The following is a 23347-nucleotide window of genomic DNA, read 5'->3' as shown; positions in this document are numbered from 1 at the left end:
TTGATCCGCATCAGAGCGATCTAATTGACAGATAAAAAACGGTTTACATAAGCAAAGCTCTGCTATACTGTAAATATAAACAGTGGATATATATACAGTTATTGTGTGTCCGAGGTAGTGATAGGAGGGAAAATGCAGGATTATCTTTTGGAGTCGTTGAAGCTCCAGCGCATTGATTTTTTTATCAAGCTTGTAGCGGCTAGTGAGTGCAGCGACGAAGAAAAGCGGCTGGCTATCCAGTGGGTGTCCGAACTGACCGACGAGCTGATGGCGAAAATTCGCAGCCATGAATACTGTCGGTCGATGGACGTAACCAGTTAAGGGGAATCTGTATGCGCATTGAAATAATGATCGATAAAGAGCAGAAGATTAGCCAGGCTACACTGGACGCCCTTGAATCCGAGCTTTACCGTAATTTGCGCCCTCTGTATCCCAAAACAGCAATTCGTATTCGTAAGGGCAGCGCCAACGGCGTTGAGCTGAGCGGGTTAAAACTGGATGAAGACAAAAAGCGAGTGATGGAAATAATGCAGCAGGTCTGGGAGGACGACAGCTGGTTACACTAGCGAACGTTGCGGACGATAAAACTGGTTTTTACCGTCCGCAAGGTTGAACAACGAGCCACGCGAGGCGTTAGAAATTGTCTTGGTTAGTGCCTACTTCTCATAAGAGGCACTATATATGCTAAATGCAGCGGGTTAAGGCAGAAACATCTTGCGCGATTAGGGGCAATGAACTTAAGTTAAGTAACGCAACCAACAGTTAAAACGGTTGTCTTAGTTATAAGGAATTTGCTGTTGTGGTTGCTGGTGACGAAGTGTACACTTCCGCGCCATATAAGAAGGAGGGGTTATGTCAAGTATCGCCGCATTGAGGCTGGGTAATCCAGTTGAACGTTTGGCACGGGTTCTGAAAGAGAACCAGGACAAGCTCAATCTGAGTAAAGATGGTTTTGTGTCCGTAGATTTGTCCAACGAAGAAGCTATGAAAGCCATCAGAGATCAGATGGATAAGCTTGAAGGCATCAAAACGAGCACTGTCAAAGCAAAACATTATTACAGAACCCGATAATGGCAACATTACTTTTAGCAGTGATTTTGGTTAGTGGTTTTATATATGTAAACCTATCACTTTCAACACGTTACAGATATAAGCGTTCCAATGGCTGGGACGCTTATTTTTTTGTCGCCGCCTGGGGAATTGTGTTCTTTCTGCTCGGTGGCTTTTTAACCTTCGTCCTGAATATTACAGGCGGGTTCCGCTGGCTATCCAATGAGCTTAATCTTACGCCGGATAGCTTCAACGGCATGTTGTCTACTTCATCCGACAAAGCCCAGCGTATCAATGAAATCAAGCAGATTGCATGGGTTGTTATTTCAATTGTGCTTTCTGCAATTTCTGGCCTGGGTAATAAGTTGCGTACAAAGAGCGGTGATCGCCGCTGGGATGCGCTGGCTAAGGCTGTGGGGAATAACTCTTTTGAATCATTGCTGATGGAAGCATCAGCACGACAATTTCCGATCATCGCGACACTCTCATCGCGAAAAATCTATGTTGGCCTGGTGACGTGTCCGGCGCTGGAGAATGGGCTGTCGGAACACCTGGAAATACTCCCTATGTTAAGTGGCTATCGTGATAAAGACGATCTCACGATAAGCATCACGACGAACTATCATCAGCACTATCTTGAAAGCGGCGTTATCGGTGGGATGTCGCGCCTGAATATCCAGGATTTCCGTGTGCTGATCCCTAAAGATGAAGTTGAAACCATCTCGTTTTTTGACACTGAAACGTATAACAAATTTAAAGAAGACGAAGAGCGCGACCGGAAAGACTGTCGCAAGTTGGGTGGTAAAAAGCCATCAACACGCAGGAGAAGGACTGCTGGCGATGCAGAGCAGGGTAGTGCATGACTATGCTGCATGAATCCGCATGATCGTTTGAGGATCGTTTTTGCTGAGGCCCGCCAGGAATGGCGGGCTTTTGCTTATGTCATGCAGGTGCATGAAAACCACTACACAAAGCGGGCAGGCGTGGCGGGGATACGAGCGCGCGCAACGGGGTGAAATGGTGAAAATCTGGCGCAATCTCCGGCACGCTGGCGGCTTCAATTGGTGAGGGTGAGGGAGCAGCAGCAAAAAAGAAGCGCCCCGCAGAATGCTGCTGGGGCGCTGTGGGGGCGGTCTTGTTGTCGTGGTGCGGTGGGTCAGTCGTTACGCTTGTCTTCTGTCAGTCCCAGCGTGTACGGCTCAAAGCGGATCACTTCTTCGCCAAGCCAGTCGTTAAGCTCCTGCAGTCGCTTCTGCAGCGGCATCAGCTCGTTGCGGACAAAGACACGGCTGGCCTTTTCCACATCACCAAAGCCGCCGGTATTGTTGGGAATAATGCCCATCATCTGCGGCGGTACGCGGTGCGCTGCCATCATGTCATCGCGGCTCACGTTCTTGATGTTAAGAAACTCATCTTTCGCCGCAACCTCTGATAACGGGATGATCTGGATGCCGTCCTTTTTGCCGTTGGGCGAATACATAAACAGGTTGCGGAAGTTGCCCGGCCCTTTGGCGCTTTTCATTGCCTGGCGGATATTGTTCACGTCCTCCTGATTCTGTGCTGCGTCGGTCATGTACATGATGAAACCCGCGTGGCTGCCGTTGATGTAATACTTCCGGCGGAACAGCGTTGCGGACTCGTTGAGCAGGGTTGACGGAATGGCAGAAAGATAGCCGGGCAGCCCGTAAATCTCCTGGTTAATATCCGGCTCAAGCAGATGAAAGATGTTGCCCTGCGTAAATTCATAGGGCTGTGTGGTCAGGCCATACTGCACAAACCAGTAGGTGTCGAGGTCCACGCCACGGCGTGTGTACTTCGCCAGCGCTGGCTCCAGTGAGAGAACACCGCCGAGCCGGTTGGTGCGCTTTTCCAGATAGGCGTTACCGAACACCAGATAATCCTGGACGAAACGGGCAAAAGCCTGCTGGCTGAGCAGGCGGTGCGGGATGTAGGTACTGCTGAGAATGTCACGCTTTACGGCAATCGGTGAACTGTGATGCACGGCGGCGCGATAGGTCCGCGCCAGTCCGTCAAAGCTCACCGGCGGCTCATACCAGCGGTCCATCTGCACGCATTCCACGTAGTCCAGCAATTCGCGTCGGTCTAACACCGGCACCGGGTCGCCAAAGCTGAACGCCTCCGCCGCAGCGCCGCCTGATTTAGCGTTGTGATCTACCGCTGCGCGGTTATTCTTGTTTTTACGTTTGCTCATGCCGCCTGCTCCTTGTCAGCCTGGGGCCATTCGCACATAAACAGCATTTTCCAGTCCTCTGCTGATAACTCTTTTTTCATGTCATTCAGCCATTCATCATCAAAGAGCGCGGCTCCGGTTGCGAGCGTTGCCCCGGATGCTGCAGCGTCATCAGCGGTAAAGGTCATGCAGGTAGTGCTGTTGCGGGCAATTAGCTTCTTGTATTCCTGCCATGCTTCCGGGTTGGGGCTTGGGGTGGTGTAGTAGGTAGCGTGATAGCGCGCGTGCATGGACAGGCTTTTGGCGAGCGCAATCATATTTCTTGGGGAGTCCGCCCATGCATACTCTGACACGTAGACGTTTCCGTGGAGCGCAGCGGCGAGACTTTTCGGCCCGATAAAATAAATGACCGCACCGTTTGGTAGTTCCAGATGCGCTTTACCTGATTTTATTTTCCCAAGATGCGTCCAGGCTGCTGCCTCACTTAAAAAAGCTGATATATATGTTTTGACAGTCAGGGCTGATGCCGGGATGCAGCCCAGAAAAATCTGGTTGCGTCCGGTATGCAGTGCATCGTTCAGGGCTTCGTAGGCGAAAAAGAAATCCGCGCCAGCCTGACGCATTTTTGTAAGCACGCGGTTTCTGCTGCGTGCGCCACTGTTCCATTCATGCTGGTAAGCAAAGAAAGGGCGATCTACAGGCAGGCTGGCGGTGGTCATGAGGTTAGTTGGGGTTGAGTGCATCAGAAAATCTCCACAATGTTGCTGGTATTGGCGGCTTCGCCCTGCAGTGGTTCGTTAAACAGCGCGTGCATCGTTGCCCAGGCCAAATCGGCGTGGCTGGCTTCTTCGCTGCGGCTGGCTTCGTAGGTAGGGCGGTTGCCGCTGGCGGTGGTGGCCCGGCGGATAGCCATAAAGGACTGCGCAATGTCGGTGTGCCCGGCGTCGAACTCCAGACGCCGGTGGCTGATAATGTCGTATGCCTTGAGCACCAGGGCGTTTTTGACGTTGGGGTTGTAGACAAACTCCCGCACGGCAGGAAAGAACGCTTTCACGTTCTCGTAGACACCGTGACCAACGCCGGTCGAGTCGATGCCGATATAGGTCACGTTGTACTGCTGCGTCAGTTTTTTAATGGCGTCAGCCTGGGCGCGGAAATCCATCCCGCGCCACTGGTGCCGCTCAAGAATGCGGAACTTGCCGCCCGGCACGGCTGGCGGTGCCACCACCACGCACCCGGCGCTGTCACCGTTCTGCGTGCCTTTCGCCGGGTCGTATCCGATCCAGACTTCGCGCCAGCCAAACGGGCGCAGCGCCAGCGCCTGAAAATCGGACCACACTTCCCAACTGTCCACCATGCACGCCTGCAGCTCGCTGAGCGGGAACACTGACGCCAGATCGTCAATAAATTCGCACATCAGCAGGTTCTGGTATTCGTCCGGGCTGTACTCCATGCGCAGCTGGTCGAGGTCGAACAGATTACAGCCGCCGTGCACCGCATCCTCCACGGTGACGATCTGGCGATACTGTCCGTCCGGGCAGAGCACGCCGCGCGCAAGATTGCTGTGGGTCAGGTCAATGTCCACCTTGTCTGCTTTGGCGCGGCCCCGGTTGAACAGCGCGCCGGACCAGAATGGATAGGCGCTGTGGGTCAGGCTGGACGGCGTGGAGAAGTAGGTTTGTCGCCATTTCTTGTGAATGGCCATACCGGAGGCAACCTTGCGCAGCTCCTGGAATTTCGGTATCCAGAAATATTCATCAAGGTACAGGTTGCCGTGGTAGCTCTGCGCCGTGCGGGCGTTGGTGCCGAGGAAGTACAGGCACGCGCCGTTGCTGAGGGTCATCGGGTCGCCTTTCAGCTCAACATCCACCTCTTTTGCAAAGTCGATGATGTACTGCTTAAAGACGTGCGCCTGCGCCTTGCTGGCTGAGAGGAAAATCTGGTTGCGCCCGGTGGTGATGGCGTCAATCAGCGCTTCGCGGGCAAAAAAGTATGTTGCCCCGATCTGGCGTGATTTAAGCAGGTTGCGAATGCGGTGTTTTACGCCTGCCTGCCACCAGTGGCGCTGATATTCAAACATGCCGTTGCGGAAAATTTCTTCCAGTTTTTCGATCTGTTCATCAGTGAAAACATTCTTTTCGGGCTGGCGGCGTGGCCCTTTGTTACGGTTGGCGACGTTCGGGTTTAAGTCAGCTTCGTTCCCGCCATCGTTAAATTTACCGATCCGGGCGTGGCGCTCTGACTGGCGCGCCAGCAGGTCAATTTCCTTGAAGTCTTTCCCTTCCTTCTGCTCCTTCATGATGAGCTGGCAGTAACGTGCGGCGGTGGTGAGCTGCATCTGATCCAGCGGCCCATAGTCGCCCCATTTGTCGCGCTTCTTCCAGCTGTGAACGGTTGCAACTTTCTCGCCCAGCATTTCAGCAATGCGGGCTACGCGGTATCCCTGAAAGTACAGCAGCATGGCCTGCCGACGGGGATCGAGGTCTGCGGGGGTCAGTGTGGTGTTCATGGCACAAACATACGGCCTTGACAGGCGGCTTTCCCCGGCTGCGGTTTGTGTGGTTTACCGTACAAGTGCCGCGCGTTGTTTCACTCCCCCCATCACCGCAAACATAAGGCTCCAGTAAGTTATTTCTAACGGAGCACGGCTCATGACAGTGAAAGCAAAGCGTTTCCGTATCGGGGTGGAAGGTGCCACCACTGACGGGCGCGAAATCCAGCGTGAATGGCTGGTACAGATGGCTGCCAGCTACAACCCGACGGTCTATACCGCGCTGATTAACCTTGAGCACATCAAGTCTTATCTGCCGGACAGCACTTTTAACCGCTACGGCAGGGTGACGGGGCTGGTTGCAGAAGAAATCAAGGACGGGCCGCTGGCGGGCAAGATGGCGCTTTATGCCGATATCGAACCCACGGACGCCCTGGTGGAACTGGTGAAAAAGGGCCAGAAGCTTTTCACCTCCATGGAGGTCAGCACGAAGTTTGCCGACACCGGCAAAGCCTACCTTGTGGGGCTGGGTGCGACGGACGATCCGGCGAGCCTTGGCACCGAAATGCTGGCATTCAGCGCCAGCGCCGCGCATAACCCGCTGGCGAACCGCAAGCAGAACCCTGAAAACCTGTTTTCGGAAGCGGTTGAAACGCTGATCGAACTGGAAGAAGCCCAGGACGAAAAGCCGTCTCTCTTTGCCCGCGTCACCGCGCTGTTCACCAAAAAAGAGCAGACCGATGAGGCGCGTTTCTCCGACGTGCATAAAGCTGTGGAACTGGTCGCCACCGAGCAGCAGAACCTGAGCGAACGCACGGATAAATCCCTGTCCGAACAGGACAAGCGCCTTTCTGAGCTGGAGTCCTCCCTGCAGGAGCAGCAGGCCGCCTTTGCCGAGCTTGAGCAGAAGCTGAGCAGCGAAGACAGCCGTAAAGACTACCGCCAGCGCGCGCCGGGCGGTGACGCACCGGCAGGCACCCTGACCAATTGCTGATGGAGCATAAAACCCGATGAAAAAGAAAACCCGCTTTGCCTTTAACGCTTACCTGCAGCAGCTGGCGCGCCTGAACGGTGTGGAGATTGAAGAACTCTCCAGCAAGTTCACCGTGGAGCCGTCCGTGCAGCAGACGCTGGAAGACCAGATCCAGCAGTCCGCCGCTTTCCTGACGCTGATTAACATCACGCCGGTCACTGAGCAATCCGGGCAGTTGCTGGGGCTGGGCGTTGGCAGCACCATTGCCGGGACCACCGATACCACCACCAAAGAGCGCGAGCCTACCGATCCGACGCTGATGGAAGACGTGGAATACAAATGCGAACAGACCAACTTTGACACGGTGCTGACCTACGCAAAACTGGACCTGTGGGCGAAGTTCCAGGACTTCCAGGTGCGTATCCGCAACGCCATCGTCAAGCGTCAGGCGCTGGACCGCATCATGATCGGCTTTAACGGCGTGAAGCGTGCCAAAACCTCCAACCGTGCTGAAAACCCGCTGCTGCAGGACGTCAATAAAGGCTGGCTGCAGAAAATCCGCGAAGACGCGCCGGATCACGTCATGGGCAGCACCACAAAAGACGGTGCAACGACCGCAGGCGCGGTCAAAGTGGGCAAGGGCGGCGACTATGCCAACCTGGACGCCGTGGTGATGGATGCCGTCAACGAGCTGATCGACGCGGTTTATCAGGATGATGACGATCTGGTTGTCGTCTGCGGACGTGAACTGCTGTCTGACAAGTATTTCCCGCTGGTCAACAAAGAGCAGGACAACAGCGAGAAAATTGCCGCCGATCTGATCATCAGCCAGAAACGTATGGGCGGCCTGCAGGCTGTGCGCGCGCCTTATTTCCCGGCAAATGCCCTGCTGATCACCCGTCTGGATAACCTGTCCATCTACTGGCAGGAAGACACCCGCCGCCGTTCTGTTATCGACAACCCGAAACGTGACCGGATTGAAAACTTTGAATCCGTCAACGAGGCGTATGTGGTCGAGGACTACCGCTGCGCGGCGCTGGTTGAAAACATTGAAATCGGTGATTTCAGCGCGCCTGTCGCACCGGAAGGTGGGGAATAACGCATGAGCCTGAGTCCCGCACGGCAGCACCGCCTGCGCATTCAGGCCGAACAGGCCGCCCGTGAGGGCGGCAGTGTTCGCCATGCGTCGGGCTATGACCTGATGCTGCTGCAACTGGCAGAAGACCGCCGCCGCCTCAAGGGTGTCCAGTCCACGGTGAAAAAGGCGGAAATCAAGGTGGAGCTGCTGCCGAAATATTCCGCCTGGGCGGAGGGCGTGCTGGCTGCCGGAGGTGCGCAGCAGGATGACGTGCTGATGTACGTGATGCTGTGGCGTATCGACGCCGGTGATTATGCCGGTGCGCTGGAAATCGGGCGTCATGCGCTGCGCCATGGCTGGGTGATGCCGCTGGGCAACCGTAACGTGCAGACCGTGCTGGCAGAAGAAATGGCAGACGCGGCGCAAAGCGCTCTGCTAGCCGCTGCCGGTTTTGATGCCGATCTGCTTTTGCAGACGCTGGACCTGACAGCCGATCTGGATATGCCGGACCAGTCGCGGGCACGTCTGCATAAAGCCATCGGCGCTGTACTGAGCGAAAGCAACCCGGCATCTGCCCTGAATCACCTTACCCATGCGCTGCAGCTCGATCCCCGCTGTGGCGTTAAAAAAGAAAAGCAGCAGCTGGAGCGCAGACTGCGCAATGACAGCCGCTAAAGAACGTGCCCCGCGCACGGGCGGCACGGGGTGGCGAAAGGCACTGCCACATCAAAACCCCGTCCACCGCCCACTATTTCAGGAGAAAGCCGCATGAAGTTTGTTGCGCCCGAACAGGCACCGGAACAGGCGGAGGTCATCAAAAATACGCCGTTCTGGCCTGATGTGGACCTGTCGGAATTTCGCAGTGTGATGCGCACTGATGGCACGGTGACGCAGCCGCGTTTAAAGCAGGTCGTGCTGACGGCGATCTCTGAGGTTAACGCTGAGCTGTACGACTTCCGCAACCGTCAGCAGATGCTGGGCTGGCGGACACTTGCTGAGGTTCCCGCAGAAATGCTGGACGGCAAAAGCGAGCGTATCCAGCACTACCACAACGCCGTTTTTTGTTGGGCGCGCGCCGTGCTCAATGAGCGTTATCAGGACTATGACGCCACGGCGTCAGGCGTGAAGCGAGGGGAGGAGCTGGCGGAGGCCAGCGGCGATCTGTGGCGTGATGCCCGCTGGGCCATCAGCCGGGTGCAGGATGCACCGCACTGTACGGTGGAGCTTATCTGATGAAAGTGCGTGCGCATCAGTATGACACGGTGGACGCGCTTTGCTGGCGTCATTACGGGCGCACGCAGGGTGTCACTGAGCAGGTTCTGCAGGCAAATCCGGGGCTGGCTGAGTACGGCCCAATTTTACCGCACGGGCTGCAGGTGGAACTGCCGGACATTACGGCGTCAACCACGGCGCAGACCGTCCAGCTATGGGACTGAATTATGACGCTTGAACGAATCAGCGCCTTTATCACTTACTGCATCGCCGTGCTGCTGGCATGGCTGGGCGATCTGTCGCTCAAGGATGCGTCAACGGTTGGCGGCGTACTGATTGGTGTGCTGATGCTGGCTATCAACTGGTACTACAAACACCAGTCTTTCAAATTGTTACGTGGCGGCAAAATTTCGCGGGGGGAATATGAATCCTTCAATCGTTAAGCGCTGCCTTGTCGGGGCGGTGCTGACTATCGCCGCCACGCTGCCCGGTTTCCAGTCGCTTCATACCTCCGTTGAGGGGCTGAAACTGATTGCCGATTACGAGGGATGCCGCCTGCAGCCTTATCAGTGCAGCGCGGGCGTATGGACCGACGGGATCGGCAATACATCTGGTGTGGTGCCGGGCAAAACCATCACGGAACGGCAGGCGGCGCAGGGACTTATCACCAATGTGCTGCGCGTAGAGAGGGCGCTGGATAAATGTGTGGTGCAGCCGATGCCGCAAAAGGTCTATGACGCGGTGGTGTCGTTTGCTTTCAACGTGGGCACCGGCAACGCCTGCAGCTCCACGCTGGTTAAGTTGCTGAACCAGCGGCGCTGGGCGGATGCCTGCCATCAGCTGCCGCGCTGGGTATATGTCAAAGGTGTTTTTAATCAGGGGCTGGACAACCGCCGCGCGCGGGAAATGGCCTGGTGCTTAAAAGGAGCATAACGGAATGAAAAAGAAAGTCATGAGCGTTTTTTTCCAGCTGGCATGGGCCGCGCTGTTGGTTATCAGCCTGCTGTATCCGCGCAGCGGTGCGCCGGTTCTGGTTGGTGCGTCTGTCTGGGTGTCATGCTTCCTCGCCTGGCTGCTTGCTGCGCTGTGCGCTGTCGGGTGGTTCGCCGGAGAGAGGGCGCGCGATGAGGTCAGGGCGGCATTGCTGAAATTCAGGGCGCACCCTGTAAAACCCGTGCGTACATGGATAATCAGGCTGCTTATTGTTCTGTGCCTGGCGTTTTCGGGATGGGTGATCACCCTGGTGTTTTACCTGCTGACGCTGGTTTTGTATCAGATTGCCCGCGTGCAGCTTCATGAGCCGATGGCGGCCTGATGCGTGCGCTGGCGGTAGTGCTGGCGCTGGCGCTTGCGGCGCTGGGCTGGCAGTCGTGGCGGCTTAACAATGCCAGCCACACCATCGAGGCGCAGGGCGTGGCGCTGAAAAGCAAAACGCAGGAGCTGACGAAGAAAAACAGCCAGCTAATCGGCCTGTCCATTCTGACCGAAACCAACAGCCGGGAGCAGATGCGGCTTTATGCAGCAGCGGAACAGACCACCGCACTGCTGCGCAGCCGCCAGCACCGGATCGAGGAACTGAAACGTGAAAATGAGGATTTGCGCCGCTGGGCTGATACTCCTTTGCCTGCTGACATTATCCGGCTGCGGGAGCGTCCGGCCCTCGCCGGAGGTGCAGCTTACCGTGAGTGGCTGTCCCAGAGTGACGCAGTGCCGCCTGGAAAGGTCAGCGCCGCGCAGTAACGGCGATCTGAATGCGGTGCTGGATGAAACCGAGGCCGCCTGGGCGGTCTGTGCTGACAAAGTGGACACGATTATTGCGTGTCAGGAGCGAGACAGTGAACAAACCGCAGTCCTTACGCAGCGCTCTGAATAAAGCGGTTGCCTATGTCCGGGACAACCCGGACAAGCTGCACCTTTTCGTTGATAACGGCTCACTGGTGGCAACCGGTGCCAGCTCCATGTCATGGGAATACCGCTACACCCTGAACGTGGTGATCGAGGATTTCAGCGGCGACCAGAATCTGCTGATGGCTCCAGTCCTGCTGTGGCTCAGTACCAGCCAGCCGGACGCCATCAATAACCCGGATCTGCGCGAAAAACTGTTCACCTTTGAAGTGGATATTCTGCGCAACGATGTGTGCGATATCAGCCTGAACCTGCAACTGACTGAGCGTGTGCTGGTCAGCACTGACGGCAGCGTGTCGAGCGTTGAAGCGGTGCCGGAGCCGGACGAACCCGAGGAAATGTGGACGGTGAAACGTGGATGAGCTGCAGAGGGTGGATGACTGGCTGACGGCGCTGCTGGCAAATCTGGAGCCTGCTGCACGCAGCCGTATGATGCGGCAACTGGCGCAACAGCTGCGCCGGACGCAGCAGCAGAACATCAGGTTGCAGCGTAATCCTGACGGCAGTGGTTATGAGCCGCGCCGGGTGACAGCCCGCAGCAAGAAGGGACGCATCAAACGTCAGATGTTTGCAAAGCTTCGCACCACAAAATACCTGAAAACCGCCGCCAGTGCGGACTCCGCCAGCGTGCAGTTTGATGGCAAGGTACAGCGCATTGCCCGTGTTCACCATTATGGCCTGCGCGATCGCGTCAGCCGAAAAGGCCCGGAGGTCCGCTACACAGAGCGCCGCCTGTTAGGCGTGAATGATGAAGTGGAAACCATCACCCGTGACACTCTGCTGCGCTGGCTGGCGGGATGATCTTTGTGCCACCACTGGCACAAGCGCCCGCGCTGCCTCAATTTTCCCTCTGATGGCAACCTTTCGTTATGAATGCACAACTGACCGAAATCATGCGCCTTATCACCAACCTGATCCGCACCGGCACCGTGACCGAAGTGGACCGGGAAAACTGGCTGTGCCGGGTGAGAGTGGGAGGGCTTGAAACCAACTGGATTAACTGGCTGACGCTGCGTGCCGGTGGTGCCCGTACATGGTGGTGCCCGTCGCCGGATGAGCAGGTGGTGGTGCTGAGTATGGGCGGCAATCTGGAAACCGCTTTTGCGTTGCCTGCCATCTATTCCAATCAGTTTGCGCCGCCGTCGGACTCCGTGGACGGTTGCGTGACGGAGTACCCGGACGGAGGCTGGTTTGAGTATGAACCCGCCACCGGGCGGTGGCATGTCCGGGGCATCAAATCCATGGTGATCGAGGCGGCAGACAATATCACCCTCAAAACCAGTGAGTTTGTGGTGGAGGCAGACACCACACGCATTAACAGCGAGGTGGTGATCAATGGCGGCGTCACCCAGGGCGGCGGCGCGATGAGTTCCAACGGGATCGTGGTGGATAAACACGGTCACACCGGCGTTAAGTCCGGCGGCGATACGTCAGGAGGCCCGGTATGACGCTGTATATCGGCATGAGTCAGGGCAACGGCAAGGCCATTACTGATACTGACCATCTGCGCCAGTCAGTGCGGGATATTCTGCTGACCCCACAGGGCAGCCGGATTGCCCGTCGGGAATATGGTTCCCTGCTGTCCGCCCTGATTGACCAGCCACAGAACCCGGCGCTACGCCTGCAGGTCATGTCTGCGGTCTATGTGGCCCTGAGTCGCTGGGAGCCACGGCTTACGCTGGATTCCATCACCATCAGCAGCAATTTTGACGGCTCCATGGTGGTTGAGCTTACCGGGCAGCGCAATAACGGCGAGCCGGTTTCCCTTTCCGTATCAACAGGAGCAGACAATGGCAGTGATTGACCTTTCCCAGCTGCCCGCGCCGCAGATAGTGGACGTGCCGGATTTTGAGACGCTGCTGGCTGAGCGCAAGGCTGCTTTCGTGGCCCTTTATCCGGCGGATGAGCAGGACGCGGTACGGCGCACGCTGGCGCTGGAATCTGAACCCGTCACCAAGCTGCTGCAGGAAAGCACCTACCGTGAAATCCTTTTGCGGCAGCGTATTAACGAGGCCGCGCAGGCAGTCATGGTGGCGTATGCCATCGGCGGCGATCTCGATCAACTGGCAGCCAACTACAACGTGAAACGCCTGACGGTAACGCCTGCCGACAACGACGCGGTGCCGCCGGTCGCGGCAGTAATGGAAAGCGATGAGGCACTGCGCCTGCGTGTTCCGGCTGCGTTTGAAGGATTGTCCGTTGCAGGACCGACGGCGGCCTATGAGTTTCACGCCAAAAGCGCGGACGGGCGCGTGGCGGATGCCAGCGCAACCAGCCCGGCACCGGCGGAGGTGGTGCTTACCGTACTGAGCCGTGAGGGTGACGGTACGGCAGAGGCTGATCTGCTGGCGGTGGTGGAGCAGGCGCTTAACAGTGAGAACGTGCGTCCGGTGGCAGACCGCCTGACGGTGCGCAGCGCCGAAATAATCCCGTACAGCGTGGATGCGACGATCTTTCTTTATCCGGGGCCGGAAGCTGAGCCGGTGATGGCGGCGGCAAAAGCCAGCCTGCAGAAGTACATCGCCAGCCAGACGCGGCTGGGCCGTGATATCCGTCGCAGCGCCATTTATGCCGCGCTGCACGTTGAGGGTGTCCAGCGTGTGGAGCTGGCCTCCCCGCTGGATGATGTGGTGCTGGATAAGACGCAGGCGGCATCCTGTACGGAATGGAGCGTAACCAACGGGGGCACGGATGAATAGCCTGCTGCCGCCTGGTTCATCGCCGCTTGAGCGCCGACTGGCGCAGACCTGCAGGGGTATTTCCGATCTGCAGGTGCCGCTGCGCGATTTGTGGAACCCGGCAACGTGTCCGGTCAGCTTTCTGCCGTATCTGGCGTGGGCTTTTTCCGTTGACCGCTGGGACGAAAGCTGGACGGAGAGCGTCAAGCGCCGGGTGGTGCAGGATGCTTTCTATATCCATCAGCATAAGGGAACAACCAGCGCCGTGCGGCGCGTGGTGGAGCCGTTTGGCTTTCTGATCCGCATCATTGAGTGGTGGCAGACCGGCGAGACGCCGGGAACATTCCGCCTGGACATTGGTGTGCAGGATCAGGGCATCACGGAAGAAACCTATCTGGAGCTGGAGCGCCTGATCGGTGACGCCAAACCCTGCAGCCGCCATCTGATCGGCATGTCCATCAACCTGCAGACCAGCGGTCCCTATTTTGTGGGGGCAGCTACCTACAGCGGCGAAGAAATCACGATCTACCCGTATATCAACGAAACCATTATTTCCGGCGGCACCGCTTACGAGGGCGGGGCGGTCCATGTTATTGACACAATGAGAGTGAATCCATGAGCGCAAAATTTTATACCTTGCTGACGGATATTGGCGCGGCGAAACTGGCAAGCGCCGCCGCGCTCGGTGTGCCGTTGAAAATTACCCAGATGGCGGTGGGCGACGGTGGTGGAGTGTTGCCAACGCCCAGCGCGCAGCAGACAGCGCTGGTTGCTGAAAAGCGCCGTGCGGCATTGAATATGCTGTATATCGATCCGCAGAACAGCAGCCAGATTATTGCTGAGCAGGTGATCCCCGAAACTGAGGGCGGTTGGTGGATTCGTGAGGTCGGTCTTTTTGATGAAACCGGCGCACTGATTGCCGTGGGCAATTGCCCTGAGAGCTACAAGCCGCAGCTGGCTGAGGGGAGCGGACGCACGCAGACGGTGCGAATGGTGCTTATTACCAGCAGTACCGATAACATTACCCTGAAAATTGACCCGTCAGTGGTGCTGGCAACCCGCAAGTATGTGGATGACAAGGTGCTGGAGCTAAAGGTATATGTGGATGACCTGATGGCAAAGCATATCGCCACCGCTGATCCGCACACGCAATACGCGCCGAAAGAAAGCCCGACGCTGACAGGCACGCCAAAAGTGCCCACTGCGCCAGCCGGAACCAATACCACGCAGATTGCCAGCACAGCGTTTGTGCAGGCGGTGGCCACTGCGCTAAATAACGCGCTGGCGCTGAAAGCTCCACTGGCAAGCCCGGCTCTGACCGGAACACCAACGGCACCCACTGCTGCGCAGACAGTCAACAATACGCAGGTTGCCACCACGGCATTTGTGAAATCAGCTATTGCGGCGCTTGTTGCATCGTCCCCGGCAGCACTGGATACGCTGAATGAACTGGCGGCAGCGTTGGGTAACGATCCAAACTTCGCCACTACCATGACGAATGCACTTGCGGGGAAACAACCACTGGATGGCACTCTGACGAATCTCAGTGGGAAGGATGTTGCTGGGCTGAACGCATATCTTGGTTTGGGTGATGGGGCAAAAATGCCCGCAGTAACAGCATTGAACAGTACAGCCGGATACATTGCGATTCCCGCAATGGTGGGGGGTGTTTCAAGAACTGTGTTTTTACAGTGGCGCAGCGTTTCGGTACCGCAATCAGCTGACGGGGCATTGCTTATTGTGGATGCAAGTTGGCCTATCCCGTTTCCTACGGAGTGCATGTCGATTATGCAGGCGCTAAATAATTCGCTGATTTATTCCACTGTTGGAACACCGTTTTCGAGTGCAGCAATTGTGGACCGTTCTAAATTTAAGGCCGCGTCAGCGTATTCAAAATCACAATCAACGGTGACGGTATGGGGAGTAGGTTACTAATGAGCAATTACATTTACAGCCCATCGCAAAACATGATTATCCCTGTCGGATTGAAACAGCACTATGTGGATGCGGGAACATGGCCTGATGATGCTGTTAATATTTCAGATTCTCAGGCCGCTGAATTTAACCAGCAATTCCCGGAAGGTAAGATTTTGTCTCATGACGAAAATAGTCAGCCTTGCTGGGCTGATGCACCGCCCCCAACCTACGACGAGTTACTGGCGACGGCTGAATTCGATAAGCAAAGACGAATTAATGAGGCCAATAGCTACATGAATGAAAGGCAATGGCCCGGAAAAGCGGCAATTGGGAGGCTCAAAGAAGACGATTTAAAGCGGTACAATTTGTGGCTGGATTATCTTGATGCTCTGGAGGCGGTTGATACTTCTGAACCGCAGAAAATTATCTGGCCTGCCACTCCCGAAGATTAATCCTGTCCCCGCACCTGCGGGGATTTTTTTACCCCTTCCATTGTGTCATTCCCCACACATAGCCCGGCGCGTGCGCCGCGCGCATATCAACCAGAACATAGGCACACCCCCTGTAAACCGGAGAGACTGCCTTATGGCTCAGGATTACCACCACGGGGTGCGCGTTGTTGAAGTCAACGAGGGCACCCGATCCATTACCACGGTGAGCACCGCCATCGTGGGCATGGTCTGCACCGGCGATGATGCTGATGCTTCCATGTTTCCCCTCAATAAGCCGGTCCTGCTGACCGATGTGCTGACTGCCAGCGGTAAAGCGGGCGAGTCCGGCACGCTGGCCCGTTCGCTGGATGCGATTGCAGACCAGGCTAAACCCGTGACCGTCGTTGTGCGCGTGGCACAGGGCGAAACCGAAGCGGAAACCACCTCCAACATTATCGGCGGCGTAACTGCTGACGGTAAAAAAACGGGTATGAAAGCGCTACTTTCGGCGCAGTCGCAGCTGGGCGTCAAGCCGCGCATTCTGGGCGTGCCGGGGCATGACACGCAGGCGGTTGCCACTGAGCTGCTGAGCGTGGCGCAGAGTCTGCGCGGGTTCGCCTATCTGTCAGCCTACGGCTGCAAAACGGTAGAGGAGGCCATTGCCTACCGCGCTAATTTCAGCCAGCGCGAGGGAATGCTGATCTGGCCTGATTTCATCAGTTTTGACACCGTGCTGAATGCTGACGCAACGGCTTATGCCTCAGCCCGTGCGCTTGGCCTGCGTGCCAAAATTGACGAACAGACCGGCTGGCACAAATCCCTGTCCAACGTGGGCGTGAATGGCGTCACCGGCATTTCTGCTGATGTGTTCTGGGATTTGCAGGACCCGGCAACCGATGCGGGGCTGCTGAACCAGAACGATGTCACCACGCTGATCCGCAAAGACGGCTTCCGCTTCTGGGGTTCCCGTTGCCTCAGTGACGATCCACTGTTTGCCTTTGAAAACTACACCCGCACCGCGCAGGTACTGGCTGACACCATCGCCGAAGCGCATATGTGGGCGGTGGATGGCGTGCTTAACCCGTCACTGGCCCGCGACATTATCGAAGGTATTCGCGCCAAACTGCGTAACCTGAAAACGCAGGGCTACATCATCGGCGCCGACTGCTGGCTGGATGAGTCCGTAAACGATAAAGATTCCCTGAAAGCCGGGAAGCTCACTATCGATTACGACTATACGCCGGTACCGCCTCTGGAAAACCTGATGCTGCGCCAGCGCATCACCGATCAGTATCTGCTGGATTTCTCCAGCCAGGTCAGCGCGTAAGGGGACAATATGGCTTTACCACGCAAGTTAAAACACCTGAACCTGTTTAACGACGGGAATAACTATCAGGGGATTGTTGAGTCCCTGAACCTGCCTAAATTCGGCCGCAAGTTTGAAAAGTATCGCGGCGGCGGTATGCCCGGTTCGGCTGATGTTGATCTGGGGCTGGATGATGGCGCGCTGGACACGGAATTTTCAATCGGTGGCACCGAACTGCTGTTATTCAAACAGATGGGTAAAGCCACCGTTGACGGTATCCAGCTGCGTTTCACCGGCTCCATTCAGCGTGACGATACCGGCGAAGTGCAGGCCGTTGAGCTGGTTGTGCGCGGGCGACATAAAGAAGTCGATTCCGGCGAATGGAAAACCGGGGAGAGCAACACCACAAAAGTCAGCAGCACCAACAGCTACGCGAAGCTGACCATTAACGGCGAGGTGCTCTATGAGGTTGATGTGATCAACATGATTGAAATCGTTGATGGCGTGGACCTGATGGAAGAACACCGCAACGCCCTGGGCCTCTGATCTACTTTAAAGGCGCGGGCAGCCGCGCCAGTACCTTATTAACAGGACATGACAATGAGCGAACAACTGACTGAAAAAACCGTACAGCTGGACACCCCAATCAAACGCGGTAAAACCGAAATTGCCGAAATTGTGCTGCGCAAGCCGCAGTCCGGCGCGCTGCGTGGCACCCGTCTGCAGGCGATCATGGATATGGACGTCGGCGCGATGATGACGATTATTCCCCGCATCTCCACGCCCGCGCTGACCGCTCAGGAAATGGCTGAAATGGACCCCGCCGATCTCACCGCGCTGTCGGTTGAGGTGGTCACTTTTTTGTTGAAGAAATCGGTGCTTGCCGGTTTGCCGACAGCCTGACGGTAGAAGACCTGGTGGCTGATATCGCCACCATTTTTCACTGGCCGCCGTCCGTCACTGACGTTATGCCGCTGACCGAAGTGCTGGAGTGGCGGCATAAAGCGATTCAGAGAAGCGGGGCCAGCGATGAGTGACACTAACCTGCGTTTGCAGGTAATTCTAAATGCGGTTGACAAGCTCACCCGCCCATTCCGATCAGCGCAGGCCAGTTCTAAAGAGCTGGCTACCGCCATTCAGCAAAGCCGCGCAAGATTAAAAGAACTGGACGCCCAGGCGGGCCGTATTGACGGTTTCCGCAAGGCAAGCGCGCAGCTGGCCGTCACCGGCAACAGTCTTAAAGCCGCACGCGAAGAAGCGGCGAAGCTTGCCACGCAGTTCTCGGCCACTAACCGGCCGACGGCGGCGCAGGCGCGTCTGCTGGAGCAGGCAAAAAACCGCGTTAACGAGCTGCAGAGCAAATACAACGGCCTGCGTCAGTCGGTGCAGCGTCAGCGTCTTGCGCTCAATGAGGCCGGGCTGGACACCAAAAAGCTGAGCAGTGCGCAGCGGGAGCTGCGGCAGAATGCCGACGAAACCCGGCAGGCGCTGGACCGACAGCAGAAATCCCTTAAACGCCTGGGCGAGCAGCAGGCCCGTATGAACGCCGTCCGCGATCAGTATTCGCGGCGCCTTGAGGTGCGGGATCGTATTGCGGGCGCCGGAGCAACGACGACTGCCGCCGGGCTGGCGATGGGTGCGCCGGTGATGGCTGCCGTTAAAAGCTATGCCAGCATGGAAGATGCGATGAAAGGCGTGGCAAAGCAGGTTAACGGGCTGCGGGACGACAACGGCAACCGCACAAAGCAGTTTTATGACATGCAGGATGCCATCAAGGCCGCCAGTGAACAGCTGCCGATGGAGAATGGCGCCATCGACTATGCCGCGCTGGTTGAAGGTGGCGCCCGCATGGGCGTGACAAACCAGAACGATTCTTACGAAGACCAGAAGCGTGACCTGCTGGCCTTTGCATCCACTGCAGCAAAGGCCGCAACGGCATTCGAGCTGCCCGCTGATGAGCTGGCGGAGGGGTTGGGGAAAATCGCGCAGCTCTATAAAGTGCCGACCCGCAATATTGAACAGCTTGGCGATGCCCTGAACTACCTGGACGATAACGCCATGTCTAAGGGCGGCGATATCATCAATGTGCTGCAGCGCATGGGCGGCGTGGCTGACCGGCTTGATTTCCGCAAGGCGGCCGCGCTGGGTTCCACCTTCCTGTCTCTGGGCGCCGCGCCTGAAATTGCCGCCAGCGCATCAAATGCGATGGTGCGCGAACTGTCGATTGCAACCATGCAGAGCAAGCGGTTCATGGAAGGTATGGATCTGCTGAAACTCAATCCAGAAGAGATTGAAAAGCAGATGACAAAGGACGCAATGGGGACCATTCAGCGTGTGCTGGAGAAGGTTAACAAACTGCCGCAGGACAAGCGCCTGTCCGCCATGACGATGATATTTGGCAAGGAGTTTGGCGACGATGCGGCGAAGCTGGCAAATAACCTGCCGGAGCTGCAGCGACAGCTGAAACTTACCTCAGGCACTGAGGCTAAGGGCTCCATGCAGAAAGAATCCGATATCAATAAGGATTCACTTTCCGCGCAGTGGTTGCTTGTTAAAACGGGCGCGCAGAACGCTTTCAGTAGCCTGGGTGAAACCCTGCGCCAGCCGCTGATGGATATCATGGGGTACGTCAAAAGCGTTACCGGGGCACTGCGTCGATGGGTTGAGGCTAACCCGCAGCTGGCGGGCACGCTGATGAAAGTGGCGGCTGCCACTGCTGCGATAACCGTTGTACTCGGCACGCTGGCGGTGGCCGTGGCTGCCGTGCTGGGGCCGCTGGCGGTGATCCGTTTAGGCCTGTCCGTGCTGGGTGTAAAAACACTCCCATCCGTTATGTCTGCAGTGACCCGCACTGGCGGTGCGCTGTCCTGGCTGGCAAATGCGCCGCTTTCCCTGTTGCGCCGTGGCCTGGCGGCATCCGGCAGCAGCGCCGGATTGCTGACGTCTCCCCTTAACTCCCTGCGCCGTTCTGCCGGGCTGGCTGGCAATGCGCTGAAAGCGCTGGCCGGTGCGCCGCTTGCTGTCCTTCGCGGCGGAATGTCTGGTATTCGCAACATTATCGGCATGGTAATGAATCCGCTGGCCGCGTTGCGCGGGGGATTATCCGCAGCCGGTGGCGTGCTTCGTTTTCTGGCGTCCGGCCCGCTGGCTCTCCTTCGCGTTGCGCTGTACGGGATTTCTGGATTGCTGGGCGCCCTGCTTAGTCCGATAGGTCTGGTCGTGGCGGCGCTGGCTGGCGTGGCGCTGGTTGTCTGGAAATACTGGCAGCCGATAAGCGCATTTTTAGGTGGAGTGGTTGAAGGATTCAAAGCTGCAGCTGCGCCTATCAGTGCGGCGTTTGAGCCACTGCAGCCTGTTTTCCAGTGGATAGGTGACAAGGTCCAGGCGTTGTGGGGCTGGTTTACTGATCTGCTGACGCCGGTTAAATCCACCTCTGCAGAACTGCAAAGCGCGGCGTCGATGGGGCGGCAGTTTGGCGAAGCGCTGGCGGCAGGGCTGAACATGGTCATGCACCCGCTGGATTCGCTTAAATCGGGCGTGTCCTGGCTGCTTGAAAAACTCGGCATTGTCAGCAAGGAGGCGGCCAAAGCGAAGCTTCCTGAACAGGTCACGCGGCAGCAGCCAGCTACGGTCAACAGAGACGGTAAAGTGGTGCTGCCGCCTGGCGGATTCCCGACGATGGGTTTTGCTGGAATGTACGACAGTGGCGGTACCATTCCGCGCGGCCAGTTCGGCATCGTGGGTGAGAATGGCCCAGAGATTGTTAACGGACCCGCCAATGTCACCGGCAGGAAACGGACTGCTGATCTGGCGAGGGTGGCGGCAACGCTCAATCCTTCCCGGACGGAACCGGCCAGCGCTAAACAACGTCCTGAACGCGGGATAGTTCTGCCGCCTGATAGTGTGAACGGTCCGGCAAATATTCCGGTAATCAATCGCACTACTGAACTGGTGAAACTGGCGGCAACAGTAAGCCCCGTTCGTGATGTAACAGCCAGCCCGGATCAACGGCCTGAAAGCAGGTTAATACTGCCTCCTGAGATTGTTAACGCCCCGGTAAAACTTCCTGGTCGGGATCGTGCTGCGGAGCTGGCTGATATCGCTGCTGCCGTCATGCCAGCACCGGCCATTACGGAAATCACGGATAACAGGGTTGACCCGATGGCTATGCGCCAGAAGGTGTTCGCTTCCGTGGTCGCTGGCGTAATGGGCATGGCGGCTGCCCCGGCAGAAGCCGCACCACTTCATCCGTACAGTGTGCCTGTCAGGACGCAACCGGCGCCGTCGCCGAAGGAAGAGAGACAGCCGCAGGTAATTAAGTACGAGATAAGCGCGCCAATTCATATTGTCGCGCAGCCAGGGCAAAGCGCGCAGGATATCGCCCGCGAGGTGGCCCGGCAGCTTGATGAGCGTGAGCGCAGGGCCAGGGCAAAAACACGCAGTAATTTCAGTGATCGAGGGGGTTACGAATAATGATGATGGTGCTGGGGTTGTACGTATTCATGCTGCGAACAGTGCCCTATCAGGAGCTGCAGTATCAGCGCAGCTGGCGGCACGCAGCCAACAGCCGGGTTAACCGGCGCCCGTCAACGCAGTTTCTTGGACCGGATAACGATACGCTTACGCTGTCCGGCGTCCTGCTGCCGGAGATTACCGGCGGCAGGTTGTCTTTGCTGGCGCTGGAGCAGATGGCGGAGCTGGGAAAAGCCTGGCCTCTGATTGAGGGGAGCGGGACGATTTACGGCATGTTTGTGATCGAGAGTCTGAGCCAGACAAAAACAGAATTTTTTGAGAGCGGTATGCCCCGGCGCATCGAATTTTCGCTGAGCCTGAAACGGGTGGATGAGTCGCTGTCTGATATGTTCGGCAGCCTCAGCGACCAGCTCAGTAATTTGCAGGAATCTGCCACCTCTGCGATAGGCAATATGAAAAATACGGTTGGAGGGTTACTGCAGTGAATTTCAGCTCTGATCTCCTGAACCTGAACAGCAAAACTCCCGGTTTCAGTATCATCATTGAAGGTAAAGATGTGACTACCGTGCTGGATGCGCGCCTGATGAGTCTGACGCTGACGGATAACCGGGGCTTTGAAGCGGACCAGCTTGATCTGGAACTGGACGACTCGGACGGGCTAATCGTTCTGCCGCGTCGGGGGGCCATTATTCAGTTTGCGCTGGGGTGGAAAGGTCAGCCGCTTTTTCCGAAAGGGGCGTTTACTGTCGATGAGATTGAGCACAGCGGCGCGCCTGACCGTCTCACAATCCGCGCGCGTAGTGCAGATTTCCGTGAAACCCTGAATACGCGGCGTGAAAAGTCCTGGCACCAGACAACGGTGGGCGAAGTTGTGAAGGAAATCGCGGGCAGGCATAAATTAAAGATGGCGCTGGGAAAGGACCTGTTGGACAAGCCTGTCGATCATCTTGACCAGACTAATGAAAGCGACGCCAGCTTTTTGATGAAGCTGGCGCGGCAGTATGGGGCGATAGCCTCAGTTAAGGACGGCAATCTGTTGTTTATCCGCCAGGGGCAGGGCAGAACGGCAAGCGGTAAGCCGCTGCCGGTTATCACCATAACCCGCCAGGCCGGTGACGGTCATCGTTTTACTCTGGCTGATCGCGATGCCTATACGGGGGTAATTGCCAGCTGGCTCCATACCCGTGAGCCAAAGAAAAAAGAGACTGCAAAGGTTAGGCGCCGCCGGAAGAAAACCACCGCGCCCAAAGAGCCGGAAGCAAAACAGGGTGATTATCTGGTGGGAACGGATGAAAACGTGCTGGTTCTTAATCGTACTTATGCAAACCGCAGCAATGCTGAGCGTGCGGCAAAAATGCAATGGGAGCGCCTGCAACGTGGTGTTGCGTTTTTCTCCCTGCAGCTCGCAGAGGGGCGGGCAGATCTCTACACCGAAATGCCAGTAAAGGTAAGCGGCTTTAAACAGCCTATCGACGATGCCGAATGGACCATTACTACGTTAACGCATACGGTCAGCCCGGATAATGGTTTTACTACCAGTCTGGAGCTTGAAGTAAAAATTGATGATTTAGAAATGGAATGATTTTGTTCACAAAATGGATGTGTGGTGTATCATTATGTGATTGCGAGGAATCGGTGGGGA

General features: G+C 56.8%; 32 protein-coding genes. 29 read left to right on the top strand and 3 right to left on the bottom strand.

Annotation, left to right across the window (positions count from 1 at the left end; all coding sequences use genetic code 11):
* The first annotated feature begins 132 nt into the window (after positions 1-132).
* The 4 genes from NNO04_RS07455 (at position 133) to NNO04_RS07440 (ending at position 1913) form a co-directional block, all read left to right on the top strand.
* Positions 133-321: a hypothetical protein gene (locus NNO04_RS07455; protein ID WP_001154443.1), complete on the top strand. Its 189-nt coding sequence runs from the start codon at positions 133-135 to the stop codon at positions 319-321.
* A gap of 11 nt (positions 322-332) precedes the next feature.
* Positions 333-566, top strand: coding sequence for a DinI family protein (locus NNO04_RS07450; protein ID WP_001217561.1), 234 nt, complete (start codon positions 333-335; stop codon positions 564-566).
* Between the two features lie 286 nt (positions 567-852).
* Complete coding sequence (locus NNO04_RS07445; RefSeq protein WP_032706396.1) at positions 853-1071, top strand: hypothetical protein; 219 nt, start codon at positions 853-855, stop codon at positions 1069-1071.
* Positions 1071-1913, top strand: a complete 843-nt coding sequence (locus NNO04_RS07440) for a hypothetical protein (RefSeq protein ID WP_271444122.1) — start codon at positions 1071-1073, stop codon at positions 1911-1913. The genes NNO04_RS07445 and NNO04_RS07440 overlap by 1 nt, the downstream gene beginning before the upstream one ends.
* 293 nt (positions 1914-2206) lie before the next feature.
* On the opposite strand, the gene NNO04_RS07435 is transcribed toward NNO04_RS07440, so the two are convergent.
* The 3 genes from NNO04_RS07435 to NNO04_RS07425 are packed head-to-tail and all read right to left on the bottom strand — an operon-like array spanning position 2207 to position 5750.
* A complete protein-coding gene (locus NNO04_RS07435; protein ID WP_023226466.1) occupies positions 2207-3262 on the bottom strand; it encodes a phage portal protein in 1056 nt (351 codons plus the stop codon).
* Positions 3259-3960 (bottom strand): terminase large subunit domain-containing protein, encoded by a 702-nt coding sequence (locus NNO04_RS07430; protein ID WP_271444121.1) that lies wholly within the window; start codon positions 3958-3960, stop codon positions 3259-3261. The genes NNO04_RS07435 and NNO04_RS07430 overlap by 4 nt, the downstream gene beginning before the upstream one ends.
* 23 nt (positions 3961-3983) lie before the next feature.
* Positions 3984-5750, bottom strand: a complete 1767-nt coding sequence (locus NNO04_RS07425) for a terminase ATPase subunit family protein (RefSeq protein WP_271444120.1) — start codon at positions 5748-5750, stop codon at positions 3984-3986.
* A gap of 142 nt (positions 5751-5892) precedes the next feature.
* Between NNO04_RS07425 and NNO04_RS07420 the strand changes: the two genes are divergently transcribed.
* From NNO04_RS07420 to NNO04_RS07300, 25 genes are all read left to right on the top strand, one after another.
* The gene (locus tag NNO04_RS07420) at positions 5893-6726 is read left to right on the top strand and encodes a GPO family capsid scaffolding protein (RefSeq protein WP_052939296.1); all 834 of its coding nucleotides are present in this window, start codon (positions 5893-5895) and stop codon (positions 6724-6726) included.
* A gap of 16 nt (positions 6727-6742) precedes the next feature.
* A complete protein-coding gene (locus tag NNO04_RS07415; protein ID WP_196365259.1) occupies positions 6743-7804 on the top strand; it encodes a phage major capsid protein, P2 family in 1062 nt (353 codons plus the stop codon).
* A 3-nt stretch (positions 7805-7807) separates the two neighbouring features.
* Positions 7808-8458 carry a phage terminase small subunit gene (gene gpM / locus NNO04_RS07410; RefSeq protein WP_045895157.1) on the top strand — a complete coding sequence of 217 codons (651 nt, stop codon included), beginning with the start codon at positions 7808-7810 and terminating at the stop codon, positions 8456-8458.
* 93 nt (positions 8459-8551) lie between these two features.
* The gene (locus NNO04_RS07405; RefSeq protein WP_025711939.1) at positions 8552-9016 is read left to right on the top strand and encodes a head completion/stabilization protein; all 465 of its coding nucleotides are present in this window, start codon (positions 8552-8554) and stop codon (positions 9014-9016) included.
* Positions 9016-9219 carry a tail protein X gene (locus NNO04_RS07400; RefSeq protein WP_029740067.1) on the top strand — a complete coding sequence of 68 codons (204 nt, stop codon included), beginning with the start codon at positions 9016-9018 and terminating at the stop codon, positions 9217-9219. Before NNO04_RS07405 ends, NNO04_RS07400 begins: the two co-directional genes overlap by 1 nt.
* 3 nt (positions 9220-9222) lie before the next feature.
* Positions 9223-9438 carry an HP1 family phage holin gene (locus NNO04_RS07395; RefSeq protein WP_000171565.1) on the top strand — a complete coding sequence of 72 codons (216 nt, stop codon included), beginning with the start codon at positions 9223-9225 and terminating at the stop codon, positions 9436-9438.
* Positions 9419-9928 carry a lysozyme gene (locus NNO04_RS07390; protein ID WP_060629136.1) on the top strand — a complete coding sequence of 170 codons (510 nt, stop codon included), beginning with the start codon at positions 9419-9421 and terminating at the stop codon, positions 9926-9928. The genes NNO04_RS07395 and NNO04_RS07390 overlap by 20 nt, the downstream gene beginning before the upstream one ends.
* Before the next feature lie 4 nt (positions 9929-9932).
* Positions 9933-10310, top strand: coding sequence for a DNZ54_00345 family protein (locus NNO04_RS07385; protein ID WP_271444119.1), 378 nt, complete (start codon positions 9933-9935; stop codon positions 10308-10310).
* Positions 10307-10735 (top strand): Rz-like lysis system protein LysB, encoded by a 429-nt coding sequence (gene lysB, locus NNO04_RS07380; protein ID WP_271444128.1) that lies wholly within the window; start codon positions 10307-10309, stop codon positions 10733-10735. The genes NNO04_RS07385 and lysB overlap by 4 nt, the downstream gene beginning before the upstream one ends.
* Positions 10620-10868, top strand: a complete 249-nt coding sequence (gene lysC / locus NNO04_RS07375; RefSeq protein ID WP_230065598.1) for an Rz1-like lysis system protein LysC — start codon at positions 10620-10622, stop codon at positions 10866-10868. Before lysB ends, lysC begins: the two co-directional genes overlap by 116 nt.
* Positions 10831-11262: a phage tail protein gene (locus NNO04_RS07370; RefSeq protein WP_058111945.1), complete on the top strand. Its 432-nt coding sequence runs from the start codon at positions 10831-10833 to the stop codon at positions 11260-11262. Before lysC ends, NNO04_RS07370 begins: the two co-directional genes overlap by 38 nt.
* Positions 11255-11701 (top strand): phage virion morphogenesis protein, encoded by a 447-nt coding sequence (locus NNO04_RS07365; protein ID WP_271444118.1) that lies wholly within the window; start codon positions 11255-11257, stop codon positions 11699-11701. Before NNO04_RS07370 ends, NNO04_RS07365 begins: the two co-directional genes overlap by 8 nt.
* Positions 11702-11769: 68 nt before the next feature.
* A complete protein-coding gene (locus NNO04_RS07360) occupies positions 11770-12348 on the top strand; it encodes a phage baseplate assembly protein V (RefSeq protein ID WP_271444117.1) in 579 nt (192 codons plus the stop codon).
* A complete protein-coding gene (locus NNO04_RS07355; RefSeq protein WP_013098787.1) occupies positions 12345-12704 on the top strand; it encodes a GPW/gp25 family protein in 360 nt (119 codons plus the stop codon). Before NNO04_RS07360 ends, NNO04_RS07355 begins: the two co-directional genes overlap by 4 nt.
* The gene (locus NNO04_RS07350) at positions 12691-13599 is read left to right on the top strand and encodes a baseplate assembly protein (RefSeq protein ID WP_271444116.1); all 909 of its coding nucleotides are present in this window, start codon (positions 12691-12693) and stop codon (positions 13597-13599) included. The genes NNO04_RS07355 and NNO04_RS07350 overlap by 14 nt, the downstream gene beginning before the upstream one ends.
* Entirely contained in the window at positions 13592-14197 is a 606-nt protein-coding gene (locus tag NNO04_RS07345; protein WP_271444115.1) for a phage tail protein I, read from the top strand. Before NNO04_RS07350 ends, NNO04_RS07345 begins: the two co-directional genes overlap by 8 nt.
* A complete protein-coding gene (locus NNO04_RS07340; protein WP_271444114.1) occupies positions 14194-15513 on the top strand; it encodes a phage tail protein in 1320 nt (439 codons plus the stop codon). The genes NNO04_RS07345 and NNO04_RS07340 overlap by 4 nt, the downstream gene beginning before the upstream one ends.
* Positions 15513-15947 carry a tail fiber assembly protein gene (locus NNO04_RS07335; protein ID WP_271444113.1) on the top strand — a complete coding sequence of 145 codons (435 nt, stop codon included), beginning with the start codon at positions 15513-15515 and terminating at the stop codon, positions 15945-15947. The genes NNO04_RS07340 and NNO04_RS07335 overlap by 1 nt, the downstream gene beginning before the upstream one ends.
* Before the next feature lie 133 nt (positions 15948-16080).
* Positions 16081-17253 carry a phage tail sheath protein gene (locus NNO04_RS07330; RefSeq protein ID WP_013098782.1) on the top strand — a complete coding sequence of 391 codons (1173 nt, stop codon included), beginning with the start codon at positions 16081-16083 and terminating at the stop codon, positions 17251-17253.
* Between the two features lie 9 nt (positions 17254-17262).
* The gene (locus tag NNO04_RS07325; RefSeq protein ID WP_129256467.1) at positions 17263-17778 is read left to right on the top strand and encodes a phage major tail tube protein; all 516 of its coding nucleotides are present in this window, start codon (positions 17263-17265) and stop codon (positions 17776-17778) included.
* A 54-nt stretch (positions 17779-17832) separates the two neighbouring features.
* On the top strand, positions 17833-18135 hold the full coding sequence (locus NNO04_RS07320) for a phage tail assembly protein (protein WP_007848877.1): 303 nt from the start codon (positions 17833-17835) through the stop codon (positions 18133-18135).
* Between the two features lie 14 nt (positions 18136-18149).
* Complete coding sequence (locus NNO04_RS07315) at positions 18150-18269, top strand: GpE family phage tail protein (protein ID WP_007848878.1); 120 nt, start codon at positions 18150-18152, stop codon at positions 18267-18269.
* Positions 18262-21705 (top strand): phage tail tape measure protein, encoded by a 3444-nt coding sequence (locus NNO04_RS07310; protein ID WP_271444112.1) that lies wholly within the window; start codon positions 18262-18264, stop codon positions 21703-21705. Before NNO04_RS07315 ends, NNO04_RS07310 begins: the two co-directional genes overlap by 8 nt.
* Positions 21705-22190, top strand: a complete 486-nt coding sequence (locus tag NNO04_RS07305; RefSeq protein WP_014884887.1) for a phage tail protein — start codon at positions 21705-21707, stop codon at positions 22188-22190. Before NNO04_RS07310 ends, NNO04_RS07305 begins: the two co-directional genes overlap by 1 nt.
* Complete coding sequence (locus NNO04_RS07300) at positions 22187-23287, top strand: phage late control D family protein (protein ID WP_271444111.1); 1101 nt, start codon at positions 22187-22189, stop codon at positions 23285-23287. The genes NNO04_RS07305 and NNO04_RS07300 overlap by 4 nt, the downstream gene beginning before the upstream one ends.
* Positions 23288-23347 lie beyond the last annotated feature (60 nt).

Origin of the sequence: Citrobacter sp. Awk 4, assembly GCF_028069725.1 — a bacterium.
In the GTDB taxonomy this organism is placed as follows: Bacteria; Pseudomonadota; Gammaproteobacteria; order Enterobacterales; family Enterobacteriaceae; genus Citrobacter_D.
Note: the sequence above shows the minus strand (reverse complement) of the source record. Positions and strands in the feature narration are given on the sequence as shown.